Origin of the sequence: Falcatimonas sp. MSJ-15, from assembly GCF_018918265.1 — a bacterium.
Classification (GTDB): domain Bacteria; phylum Bacillota; class Clostridia; order Lachnospirales; family Lachnospiraceae; genus Falcatimonas.
In genome coordinates, this window is sequence record NZ_JAHLQC010000018.1 from 42,833 (window position 1) to 55,310 (window position 12,478).

The window sequence follows — 12,478 nt, forward strand, 5'->3', positions numbered from 1 at the left end:
AATCTATATTTTCCTTTCTTATCGCTTTTTAAACATCAAAACTAATCTTTTTCTTAATTATATGTTAGAACTGTTTTAAGAATCTTTCATCATTCTCATACATAAGACGCATATCATCAATCTCATATTTTAACAATGCGATTCTCTCAAGACCTACACCAAATGCAAATCCCTGATATTCATTAGTATCGATTCCTCTCATCTCTAGAACTCTTGGATGAACCATACCACATCCTAAGATCTCTATCCAGCCTGAACCTTTACACATTCTACATCCTTTTCCTCCACATTTAAAGCATGTAACATCCATCTCTGCACTTGGTTCTGTGAATGGGAAATGATGAGGACGGAATTTAACTTTAGTCTCTTTACCAAATAATTCCTGTGCAAATACTTCAAGTGTTCCTTTTAAATCAGCAAATGTAATATTCTTATCAATTACAAGTCCTTCAATCTGATGGAATGATGGTGAATGTGTTGCATCAACTTCATCAGCTCTAAATACTCGTCCTGGAGCAAGCATTCTTATAGGAAGTTTTCCTTTTTCCATCTCATGAACCTGAACAGATGATGTCTGTGTTCTAAGAACAATCTTATCATTAATATAGAATGTATCCTGTTCATCTTTTGCAGGATGATTAGCTGGTATATTAAGTGCTTCAAAGTTATAATAATCATATTCTACTTCTGGTCCTTCAACAACTTCATAGCCCATTCCAACGAATATTCTCTCAACTTCTTCTAATGCTATTGTATTAGGATGACGATGTCCAAGATTGCTTTTCTTAGCTGGAAGAGTAACATCTATAGTCTCTGATTTTAATCTGAGATCAAGTGCTTTTTTCTCCATATCTTTCTTTATCTCATCAAGTTTTTCTTCAATTGCTGTTCTTGCTTCATTAACAAACTGTCCAACCATAGGTCTTTCTTCTGCCGGAACATCTTTCATTCCTTTTAATACGCTTGTTAATTCACCTTTTTTTCCAAGATATGCAACTCTTATGTCATTTAATTTGTCAAGAGTTGTTGCTTCCTGCATCTGACGAATTGCTTCTTCTCTGATTTTTTGCAATTTTTCTTTCATTATAATTCTCCTATCTAAACAATAATATATATTGGGTGCATTTTCCTCGTTGCCATAAAAAAAGACTCATCCCAATGTAAGGGACGAGTCTGATATCCGCGGTACCACCCTGATTCTCATTAATGAGCTCTCATATACGTAACGTGTACTAACGTCATATCCTACTATCTTCAGATATGCAGCTCCAGTGTGAAATTCAATTATCTGAATGAACCTAAGAGAACTTACAGCCGGTGATTCTCTCTCTCTGTTGGAATACAGTAATCTACTATGCACTTTCACAGCTTTTAATTAATATACTATACACATTCTAAACACTTAGTCTGAATCTGTCAACCATTTTTATTTTTTTACTTTAAATTTATGAACCATTTTTATCCTTTTGCTTTTAATTTATGAAGCATTTTTATTCTTTTACTTTTAATTTTTATTAATAATACTACTTTTCAAATTTGCACTTGACTAGAGTAATATACAATGCTATTATTACTACGACAGACATAGTATGTTAATCATAGTATGCTAATCGTAGTATAATATCTGTTCAAAATAACTAGGAAGGATTATAACAATATGATTACAAAAAAGATTGCAAAAAACGGAATGAAAGGACGAAAGCGTGCGACTATCCTATTGTCAGCAGTTCTATCACTTACTTTTCTATTTATAGTTATAGCTACAACTTTGCAGACAAGTATAACTAAGACCAAAGAAGACAAGCGACTGCTTACTTATGGTAACTTTGAAGCTGCTTATATGTCAGATGACGGTCATGCTTATGCTACTCTTTCCAAAGAAGATTCACTTAATCTTGCCATCTCAAGAAATGTTGCATCATCTGATAATTGTGGCGTGGTAGGTACTATTAATAATGATATCAAAAAGATATCCAATTTTTCTTTTTTACAAGGGACTTATCCTGCTAATGATGACGAGATTCTAATAGAATCCAATATAGCTACATCTCTTGGGCTTGACAATGCTGTAGGCAATACTATTACTGTGCAGATGTATACTCCAATTCTTGACATATCTGCTGATGATTATCTTAATGATATGACTAAGAAAATTGCACCTGACTATGTTGCTAATGATAATAATTACTTTGATTGTCCTGTTAAGACATATACACATCATACAGTTGAAACTGAATTTAAAGACAATTCACGAATAACTTTTGATTCCCAGTATATCATTGCTTTTTCAGCCGATGAATCAGTTCCAAGCCCTGAAGATATAATTAAAAACGGACTTTTATTCTATCAGTCTGTAACAATAACCAAAGATTTTACAATATCAGGTGTTATAAAAAGCTATTCTGGTAATTGGGATTGTGGTAACTTCATTCTGCCATCATCATTTATAACAGAATCTGCTGCTGATACATTCTTATCATACCTTAATAATACAACTCTTACAGATAATCTAAGAGATTATAACTATACTTCAAATATATTTATTAATAAAGATTATAATGGAAAAGTATATGATAAATATAAGAATATATTTCTTGATAGTGAACAGTTAACTTCTCTTTCAACTTCTGATATTCCATTCAGACGCAATACTTTTTCATATCCTGTACTCGCAGGCAGTGCTGAGAATTCACTGACATTCATGATTATTGGAATAATATTCATAGCATCAGCATGTGCCATATTCCAGATTTTTCTGACTCAGATGAAAAAGAGAAGCCGCAAACTGGCTCTGTTAAAATCAATTGGAACAACTAATGGTCAGATTTTTGCAATTCTTATGTGGGAAGGATTATATGAACTTATTATATGTCTACCTTTAGGAACATTAACCGGTCTTATTATCACTTATCTCGCTACTCTTATAATGAATCATGCGGGAGGTTTAAGCGTGTCATTTCACATAGATATACGAATTCTTCTGCTTGCGCTTATAACAGGCTGTATTGCACTTTTTATAGGAATGGCAATTCCAATGATAATTGCAATCCGTACACCTCTAGTCGGTGCAATAAGTGTAAAAAAATCACGCAAGAAAAGAAGTACCCGTAATGTCATCGGTTCATCTAACAGACATCATGCTCTTACTTTTTCATATATAACAAAACAGCACAACCGAATGAATCGTACATCACGTACTCTCTCATTCTCTTTGTCACTTATCATTATATGTATTATATTATTCTGTTCATATCTGTCATATAATTGTTTTGACTCATACAGAGATAATAATATAAGAACAGATAGACCTTCATATACGCTCTATGCTAATCATGGAATGACTCTTACTTCTCTAAGTTCAGTAAGTAAAGATATTAAAGCATTAGATGCATCGATACAGACTGATTATTATAAATATGGTAACCATGCTTATTTTACATATAATGGCATAAATGACAGTGAGTTGTTTAATACATATAAAGAAAGATTCAAACATGAAGATAATTACAGCGATTATATTGGTATCGTTCCGGACCAGGAATATGAAGGTCAACAAGTACAGGATGATCTGTCAATGATTGAAGGAAGTGTCATTACTTCTATATATGCTATTGATCCTTCAACAGACATCTATAATCGTATAAAATCACTTATTAATTATGGAACAGTTAATGATTCTGACTTTGCGAAAGGTGATTCTGTCATTCTTATGATACCTATATATGATGAAGATACATTCTCTTATGATGGGCGTTTTAAAGGCAGTTATAAAACAGATGACTCTTTAACTGCAGGTGACTCTATTACGCTCTCAACACGAATCGAGTCTGCAACTGCTGATAATCTCCCAATAGCTTATACTACTATTAATGATGTAAAAGTTGATGGAATAATATACTATTTTCCTAATAATGGTCTATGGCCATTCTCTGAAGATATGTATGATACAGACTATGGTGTAAAAGTAATATCAGGAATCAATCTTGCACAGACGTTATATCCACAGATGGCAACTGATCCTGTTGGTAATGAACTATCTTTAAGTCAGTTTGAAAAATTCTTTTTAAAGCAGTGTCCTTACGCATACGGAAACAGTGCGATTAACATATATATGGATTCTTCTGCTGATAATAGTATGATAGAATCTTCATTATTCACAATCGCTTCTAATTATGGACTTACACTTATTAATTACAACGAACAGACATGGTCAGAATATTACAAAGCTCTAAATAGCAGTTTCATGATTATTCTCACGGGATTAAGTGCTACAGCTATTGCATTAATAATTCTTGGTAACATCAATATGTCTGCTTTTGAGCAAGAACGCAAAAGAATAGGCATACTGCAATCTATGGGAATTACTAACCATGATTTTGCACTTACATATATGAAAAAAGGTCTGATAGATAGCTACCTCTCTCTAATAATTGTGCATATTATAATGTTTGTTATAATATTAACCGGAGATATACTTACACTAAAATGTAGTAAAATGACATTTCTTAGATATATATCAGATATGTTCAATTATGCACTCAAAGACTACTGGTGGGGACTTCATATCGCTTTGTGCATACTATTTGTAGCTGCAATCGTAGTTATATCATATCTTCCTGTACGAAAGTTAAGAAGATATTCACCAATTGAAAATATTAATTCAAACGAACGTTAGGAGGAATAATTATGTCAACAATATTAAAAGCTGTTAATATAGAAAAAACTTATGGAAAAGGTGAACTAAGTGTACACGCACTTAAGAATATTAATCTCTCAATAGAAGATGGTATCTTCTATGCTATAATCGGAAAAAGTGGTTCTGGTAAATCTACACTTTTACATATACTTGGTGGTCTTGACAAACCAAGCTCCGGTAAGATGTATCTTGAAGACAAAAGTATGTTTGATCTTCGAGACAGAGAGCTTGCAATACTAAGAAGACAAAGAATAGGTTTTGTCTTTCAGTCATTCAATCTGTTAGAAGAACATACCGTTATGGAAAATATACTTATACCTATAGAATTAGATGGCAAACATCCCGATATGAAACATATAGATAAAGTAATTGATTCACTTGGAATTCGTGAAAAACTCTCATACTATCCGGATGAATTATCAGGTGGTCAAAGACAGCGTGTTGCCATTGCACGTGCTCTTGCATCAAAACCAGCTCTGCTTCTTGCTGATGAACCAACAGGTAATCTTGATGACAAGACAAGCAATGAAGTTATGAACCTTTTAAAAGAATCTGCAAAAGAATTTCATCAGACTATCATACTTGTAACTCATGATCCACAGATAGCTGATATGGCTGATAAAGTAATCACTATATCCGATGGCAATCTGGTATCAATACAAGATAATTAGTTCTTGCTCTTCAAACATTAGGTATGATAAAATAATAAGTGCAGAATTTTTAGCAGGTGCAGGCATATAGATGGCGCTTCTATATGTCTGCACTATTTATGACTTAGGGAGGACTTTTACTATGGGTATTATTAATATAGCCAGAAAATTTATGGATAAGATGAATAATGATAACATTGGTGCTTTCTCAGCACAAGCCTCATTCTTCTTATTTTTAAGCCTGTTTCCCTGCCTGATTCTGTTACTTACATTAATTCAGTATACACCTATAACCAAGGCTTTTCTCTTAGAAACTTTGGTGCAGATTGCACCTAAGAATACTACGCCTGTTATAATAACCATACTTGATGAGATGTTTGACAAATCATCCACAACGCTTATCTCCTTCTCGGTTATATCAGCATTGTGGTCTGCAGGCAAAGGATTCTTCGCCATAACCAAAGGTATTAATGTTATCTATAAAAAACAGGAAAACCGTAACTACTTTTTACTAAGACTTATATCAGGTTTTTATACATTAATCTTTATTATACTACTAGTCATATCTCTTGTATTATTAGTATATGGCAACAAATTACATCACTTTATTGCCGGCACTTTTCCTTTTCTTGAAGGATTTTCCGGTTGGCTTATAAGTATACGAATTTTGCTTGTATGGTGTGCATTAATGCTTTTCTTCCTACTTTTATATAACTTTATTCCAAGCAGAAAAGGAAGATTTAACAAACATAACAGAAGACACTTTTTTACATTTGAGTTTCCGAAAAAACTTCCAGGTGCTGTATTTGCTTCTCTTGGATGGATGATTTTTTCATATTTCTATTCACTATATGTAGATAATTTTAATTCAATGTCATATATGTATGGAAGTCTTACTACAATAGTTGTCTCTCTTTTATGGCTATATTTTATAATGTATATCCTCTTTATTGGTGCGGAGATTAATTCATTCATTGAAGAAAGACTTAATGCAATGTCTGACAAAAAGCTATTATAATATAGACTCTTTATAATATAACTTCTTGCATATTATTATATATTTTAAGGGGCTTTTATTCATCTTTTATATTGCACAAATCAGTTTCTTAATAAAAATGGCACTAAGTTCATTATACATCTTATAATGTAGGTGAACTTAGTGCCATTCCTATTTATCTTATTCTTATTGTATCTCTATTTGCATACTTATTCGTACATCAAGCCACAATATCATAATACTAATCATATAATTATTTGTATTTTTATCTGCATATGTATTTGTACTCTTTATTAATATCCTTACTCATACTTTTAATATACAGTCTCAATATTAGTTTCCTTATAGAAGAATTCAAGTATCTGTCTGTAATTCATTGTCTCTACCATCTTAGATACTGCATTTTGTGACATTCCTACTCCATGACCATATCCGCCACCTTTTATCATATATCCGCTAAGATTGCCATCATTTAATATTGGATCAAAATATATAAATGCACTCGGAAGAAGACTGGCACTATATGTAGTTTTATCTTTTTTATTAATAACAAGACTCTCATCTCCAAACAAAGCTCTTATATTATACTCTCCAGATACTAAAACCGTATTGTCCGTTCCTGTTATCTTAACTTCGTCTGCTATGCCACCTGTTTTTCTCTTTGTAACTTCAATATTCGTAATTGTTCCAACTGTACTAATTGGAATGGATACAAATTCACCATCTTTTAATGTTCTCACACTATTTTTTGCAGCTTTGTATCTTGCATTAATATTACTATTTACAATGCCACTAATATCACCAATTCCGGCTACCGCATCCCATCTAAAAAAAGCAAAGTCAGAATCATACGCTGTTGCATCAGGATTATCTATGAATGTTCTAAAGCTAACTTCATCTGTAAGATCTTTTTTCTCATTCATCTCATTAATAGTATGGCCTGTAAGATATGGATAACTATCCGGATTATCATTCCATATTCCAGAATCAGATGCATATCCACACGAAGTTGAATAATAAAAAGCCTCAATCACATCACCTGCGTACTTTAGAACTTCTCCATAAGTCTCATTAACTGCTTTTACAGATATATCCTGCTCATTGATATTATTATATACCTGATAAGCAACGCTATCATCAACATGTGCTCCATACATACTATATGAATTATTAAGGATCTGTATATAAGCATAACTTCTTGCACATACTGCCTGAACTTTTTGTGCTTCTTCACCATATCGTACAGGCATCTCACTTGGTACAACTGAATATAGATATTGTTCAAGTGGAAGTTCGTTAATTATTACAAGCCCTGATTCTGTCCTTGCAATCTCTATATCTCCACGATATGCAGGAATTCCCTGACTTCTTGCCACAGAATTAATCTGTATTCTTGAAGACTCTTCATCAGGTACTATCTTCACTCGTCCTTCCGTCAGATATCTACTCTCATTATCAACTGTAACTGGTGTATTCGCATCATAATGTTCTGTTATATCACCATAATTAACACTAAAACCACCTGTACATGTAAGACTGACATTATTATGGAATATTGATGTATATCCACTGCTCATAATAAGCACTCGTATATTAGATGCTGTAAGACTTCTGTCTATAACTGCTGCACATATCTTTCCATTAGCAACAACAAATTCCTGTAGATCATATCCTACAAGAATATCTGACTTCTTCATCATCTTGAGTTCTCCATAACTCCTATACACATTAAAATTCTCTTCTAAAGGAACTTTACCATACTTTTCAACTTCTATATATTCATCAGTTACAGATAATATTTTACCGTCTATCTTATCTGATTTAAGATGAATCTGCGTTACTGTTCCATCTGTTATATACAAATCTGCAATGCTGCCTTTATCTATCTGACTATCTGTATCAACTTTATATTCTCTATTGATACCTTCTATATATACTCTAAGCTCATTATCGCTATATTCTGTAACATATACATTATTATATGTAATCTCATCACTTACAACTGCTTTTACATATATAAGTTCACCGTCTTTTATAAAAGCATTAACTTTCTTATCTCTATATTCATCACCACTTATTCCATCTGCTTCATATATACCATCTTCACCAGTAACAATATTATGTGAATCATAATTACCACATATAGTTACTTCTTCATAATTGCCAATTCTTTCAATGTCAAAATATGGTATTATCGCATCATATATAAGCACAAAATTCTCAAATGATATTTTCTCTCTGCTCTTTTTACTTCGTATTGCAAGACCTGTCATCTCTTCAACATCATCTGTCTTAATATTCCTGTTATCAAACAATACTTTCAAATCTCCATATGTAAGATAATCTCCTGCTTTTTTATGTTTACCAGCTTCAAAATCTTTCTTATAATACATGTAATTCATATATTTTACATACCAGCCATCATCACCATCATAATGGTTGTCCATCTCGGTATTCTCTATTGTTGATGATGATACCTGTGCAAGCGATATCATTCTGGCATACATACCATAATTAACTGTATCTTTGTCATCATTCATTCCTCCCCTTACAAGAAATACAATTACCATAATCATTATTATTGAAAAAACAATACCACCAAGTATAAGTATTTTCTCAAGTTTTCCAGATCTATACATTCTCTCGTCTCCCGCCATTATTTATTTCAGTCTGAATATTATACTTCTACATTCCATTACTATGTGAGTTACTCTCAAAACTAAACTTCGGTAATTCTTACTTAAAAAATTAATATGTCATCCTCTCTATTATTATGTCTTATTTTCTCTTAATGATATCTATACTATATACTTGCTATACTCTTACTCTTGCTATTTCCATAGCTTATATAGCTCTATGTTATCATTTTGCCATACATGATATTCATATTTTGTATATTCTTAATAGCTGTATTACTTATTTTATATACTTTAATATTCTTAATATATGCATTACTTATTTTAGTACTTCAATATTCCTAATAGCTGTATTACTTATTTTAGTACTTTAATATTCTTAATATCTGCATTACTTATTTTAGTACTTTAATATTCTTAATATCTGCATTACTTATTTTATATACTTCAATATTCTTATATTCTCTTTCGGTATATATCAGCAACAAAAAAGGCCTTTTTAGAAAAGATATTAAATATCTTCTCTCAAAAAGCCTTTTTCAAATATCCCAAAATGCCGGTCCTACCCGTTTGACGCCTAGCTAATGCTAGGTGGGCAACCGCATCTTAACATCTGTCTTCCACTGCGAAAAGAAAATTCGAATTAGTAAGTGGCCTGACATCTGAGAAGAGATCTAGGAATCCCATTGAACGTAAATGTAGGTTCAAATGGATAAGGTTGTCGAACATCCCAGGAATAGTAAAGCACGTTCTCTTTGCTACTGAGAACATTATAGTACATATTATGCTTATAATCAAGGCTATGATTCCATTTATACTAAAGTTCTATAAGTACAACTTATTTTATTAATATATTTAATAAGATTTATTAAATTTGTGTCTTGACAAATCACTTTTTTCGTATATTACTTATTTTTTTCAATAGAATCCAGCTTATCACCCGATAATTTGATTATATCATCAAGCTCATCCATCTCGATATTCATAAGTTTTGCAACTTCTTCTCTTGTAGGTTTTCTTCCAAGATCTTCTTTTAACATATTGGCACAGTCATTAACTGCATTAATTCTATTAACAACTTTATCACCAACAAGCTTATCACTCTCTGATTCATCAATCACATTCTTGATATGTCTTATTGTATGTTTCTTAATATAAGCATCTATCATATCAATATCATTAAGTTCTCTGTTGATATCTGTAATTGCCTGTATAAGTCCAATATTGCCTTCCTGAATCAGATCTCCGTATGCAAGCCCTTTTTTAGTATATGGTTTTACCCAGTCAACTACTTTTGTAAGATAATGTTCAATTAACATATTTCTTGATATCGCATCATCTCTTTTAATACATTCCATAATCTCTTCTTCAGTAAGTTTTCTGACATTCGTCATATCATCCATATACATATCAAAGCATATCGCTTCTTCTTCCTGCATCTCTATTTTTTCTTCTTCGCTTGGTGTCTTGCCATCTTCAAGAGAGATAGCACCAACTTCTTCCTCTTCAGCTTCAAATATTCCAGATGCATCTTCGTCTTCCTCATCTTTTTCATCATACAAAGTATCCTGTTCATTCTTGTCTTCGTACTCCCACTCTTTTCTCTCATATTCTTCCCCATCCTTCATAACTTTTATCTTATTAAGCTTAAGATAAGAATATATAAGCTCCATCTGCTTCTCATCAAGATTCATCTCTCTAAACATATCATCTACATCTGACAGATTAATCTGATTATTATTAACTCTCGCAAATTGAGTAAGTTCTTCTATATTTTTTGAAAATAATTCCTGTTCATTCATTTTTAATATCCTCCATACTTTTCATTTATTATAGCACATATACCATTCTATTGACAAATCTCGCTTACTCACTTATGATTATTAACGGAAAACAAATATCAAAGAAAGAAGGATTTATTTAATGAGAATAGCATTAATTAATGAAAACAGCCAGGCTGCAAAGAATAGCATGGTATACGAAACTCTTAAAAAAGTAGCAGATGTTAAAGGTTATGAAGTAGATAACTACGGAATGTATTCAGCTGATGATGAAGCTCAGCTTACATATGTTCAGGCCGGTCTTCTTACAGCTATCTTAATCAACAGTGGTGCTGCTGACTTTGTTGTAACAGGATGTGGTACAGGTGAAGGTGCAATGCTTGCATGTAACTCATTCCCTAATGTACTCTGTGGACATGTTGTTGATCCATCAGATGCATATATGTTCAGCCAGATTAACAATGGTAACGCTATCGCTCTTCCTTTTGCAAAAGGATTTGGATGGGGTGCTGAATTAAATCTTACATATATTTTTGAAAAATTATTCGAAGGCGAACCAGGTGGTGGTTATCCTAAAGAAAGAGTTGTTCCAGAGCAGAGAAACAAGAAGATTCTTGATGATGTTAAGAAGATTACACATGTTGATATGCTTACAATCTTAAAGACTATTGATCAGGATTTCTTAAAAGCAACTGTAAGTGGAGCTAAATTCAAAGAATTATTCTTTGCTAATTGCAAATGTCCTGATATCAAAGCTTATATCGAATCAGTTCTTGCTTAATATACAAAATCTTACAGATTTATAAAAAAATGGCGATTCACAACATAATACATATACCAACTACCGGTAATGTGCATATATTGTGAATTCGCCATTTTTTGTAGTATTTTTCTAATTTATTTTGTATTAGTTTTTCGGTTGCTCTTTTAAACTTGTTTTGTATTGGTTTTCTGGTTGCTCTTTTATACTTATTTTGTATTAGTTTTCTGGTTGTTCTTTTATAATAGTTTATATTACTTAGTTATATATTGGATCATTCCAGGACCAAGATTATCATTTGGTCTGCTTATAAAACCAAATTTTTCATAAAAAGTATCTCTTCCTAGTGCTGACATAAGATCTAACATCATCGTGCTTCCTTCTTCTGTTATACTTTTTACATAATCTATAAGTCTTGTTATAATCATACTTCCAATCTTCTTACCATGCATATTCGGAACTACTATCAGATCCTGAATATAACATATCACAGCACCATCACCAACAATTCGTCCCATTCCAACTGGCTCACCATCAAGATACGCAACTACATTGTACAGACAATTATTAATCGCCATCTTGGCTTGATTCACAGTAAGTTTTCTCCAATTAACAGCTTTTCTAAGACTTAAATATGTCTCCACATCAAGAGTATTCTCCTGCAACTCTATATTATCATAATCTTTACTTGGTTCAATTGCTATTTCATATGCTATACCCATTTTAATCCACCTTTTCCTATATTACTTATTAGATAATTGTAGCTTTATATTCTTAACATAAGATATCTCTAGTTTTATATTAAGATATCTTTAGCTTTACTTTTCAATATAATCTGCTCAATTATCTCTATATATTAGATTGTATACTTCATACATTTTGCTCCATTATGCATCATATACTCTTTGCATTATTAGATATTATATAACTCGAACTTTTTTCTCTATTATACATCACA

The 12,478-nt window shown here is 32.0% G+C and carries 8 protein-coding genes, 1 other RNA gene and 1 other annotated feature; of the genes, 4 read left to right on the top strand and 5 right to left on the bottom strand.

Annotation, left to right across the window (positions count from 1 at the left end; genetic code table 11):
• Positions 1 to 64 precede the first annotated feature (64 nt).
• Complete coding sequence (gene pheS, locus KQI85_RS13270) at positions 65 to 1,084, bottom strand: phenylalanine--tRNA ligase subunit alpha (protein WP_216576557.1); 1,020 nt, start codon at positions 1,082 to 1,084, stop codon at positions 65 to 67.
• Positions 1,085 to 1,160: 76 nt separating this feature from the next.
• Positions 1,161 to 1,375: a binding site (T-box leader), on the bottom strand.
• Positions 1,376 to 1,657: 282 nt separating this feature from the next.
• On the opposite strand from pheS, the gene KQI85_RS13275 reads away from it, so the two are divergent.
• The 3 genes from KQI85_RS13275 to KQI85_RS13285 all read left to right on the top strand — a co-directional run bounded on the left by KQI85_RS13275 (position 1,658) and on the right by KQI85_RS13285 (position 6,364).
• Complete coding sequence (locus KQI85_RS13275) at positions 1,658 to 4,675, top strand: ABC transporter permease (protein WP_216576558.1); 3,018 nt, start codon at positions 1,658 to 1,660, stop codon at positions 4,673 to 4,675.
• An 11-nt stretch (positions 4,676 to 4,686) separates the two neighbouring features.
• A complete protein-coding gene (locus KQI85_RS13280) occupies positions 4,687 to 5,367 on the top strand; it encodes an ABC transporter ATP-binding protein (RefSeq protein ID WP_216576559.1) in 681 nt (226 codons plus the stop codon).
• Positions 5,368 to 5,488: 121 nt separating this feature from the next.
• Complete coding sequence (locus KQI85_RS13285; RefSeq protein ID WP_216576560.1) at positions 5,489 to 6,364, top strand: YihY/virulence factor BrkB family protein; 876 nt, start codon at positions 5,489 to 5,491, stop codon at positions 6,362 to 6,364.
• 293 nt (positions 6,365 to 6,657) lie between these two features.
• Here the strand turns inward: KQI85_RS13285 and KQI85_RS13290 are convergent, their stop codons facing one another.
• The 3 genes from KQI85_RS13290 to KQI85_RS13300 all read right to left on the bottom strand — a co-directional run bounded on the left by KQI85_RS13290 (position 6,658) and on the right by KQI85_RS13300 (position 10,781).
• Positions 6,658 to 8,982, bottom strand: coding sequence for a SpoIID/LytB domain-containing protein (locus KQI85_RS13290; RefSeq protein WP_216576561.1), 2,325 nt, complete (start codon positions 8,980 to 8,982; stop codon positions 6,658 to 6,660).
• Positions 8,983 to 9,521: 539 nt separating this feature from the next.
• Positions 9,522 to 9,719, bottom strand: a non-coding RNA gene (gene ssrS, locus KQI85_RS13295) — 6S RNA.
• A 165-nt stretch (positions 9,720 to 9,884) separates the two neighbouring features.
• Positions 9,885 to 10,781 (bottom strand): sigma-70 domain-containing protein, encoded by an 897-nt coding sequence (locus tag KQI85_RS13300; RefSeq protein ID WP_216576562.1) that lies wholly within the window; start codon positions 10,779 to 10,781, stop codon positions 9,885 to 9,887.
• A gap of 121 nt (positions 10,782 to 10,902) precedes the next feature.
• Between KQI85_RS13300 and KQI85_RS13305 the strand changes: the two genes are divergently transcribed.
• Positions 10,903 to 11,541, top strand: a complete 639-nt coding sequence (locus KQI85_RS13305) for an RpiB/LacA/LacB family sugar-phosphate isomerase (RefSeq protein ID WP_216576563.1) — start codon at positions 10,903 to 10,905, stop codon at positions 11,539 to 11,541.
• 233 nt (positions 11,542 to 11,774) lie between these two features.
• On the opposite strand, the gene KQI85_RS13310 is transcribed toward KQI85_RS13305, so the two are convergent.
• Positions 11,775 to 12,242: a GNAT family N-acetyltransferase gene (locus tag KQI85_RS13310; protein WP_216576564.1), complete on the bottom strand. Its 468-nt coding sequence runs from the start codon at positions 12,240 to 12,242 to the stop codon at positions 11,775 to 11,777.
• Positions 12,243 to 12,478: the final 236 nt, after the last annotated feature.

Excerpts from the sequence above, each read along its gene's own strand:
- pheS (WP_216576557.1), bottom strand. The coding sequence starts at position 1,084 with ATGAAAGAAAAATTGCAAAAAATCAGAGAAGAAGCAATTCGTCAGATG.
- KQI85_RS13275 (WP_216576558.1), top strand. The coding sequence starts at position 1,658 with ATGATTACAAAAAAGATTGCAAAAAACGGAATGAAAGGACGAAAGCGT.
- KQI85_RS13280 (WP_216576559.1), top strand. The coding sequence starts at position 4,687 with ATGTCAACAATATTAAAAGCTGTTAATATAGAAAAAACTTATGGAAAA.
- KQI85_RS13285 (WP_216576560.1), top strand. The coding sequence starts at position 5,489 with ATGGGTATTATTAATATAGCCAGAAAATTTATGGATAAGATGAATAAT.
- KQI85_RS13290 (WP_216576561.1), bottom strand. The coding sequence starts at position 8,982 with ATGTATAGATCTGGAAAACTTGAGAAAATACTTATACTTGGTGGTATT.
- KQI85_RS13300 (WP_216576562.1), bottom strand. The coding sequence starts at position 10,781 with ATGAATGAACAGGAATTATTTTCAAAAAATATAGAAGAACTTACTCAA.
- KQI85_RS13305 (WP_216576563.1), top strand. The coding sequence starts at position 10,903 with ATGAGAATAGCATTAATTAATGAAAACAGCCAGGCTGCAAAGAATAGC.
- KQI85_RS13310 (WP_216576564.1), bottom strand. The coding sequence starts at position 12,242 with ATGGGTATAGCATATGAAATAGCAATTGAACCAAGTAAAGATTATGAT.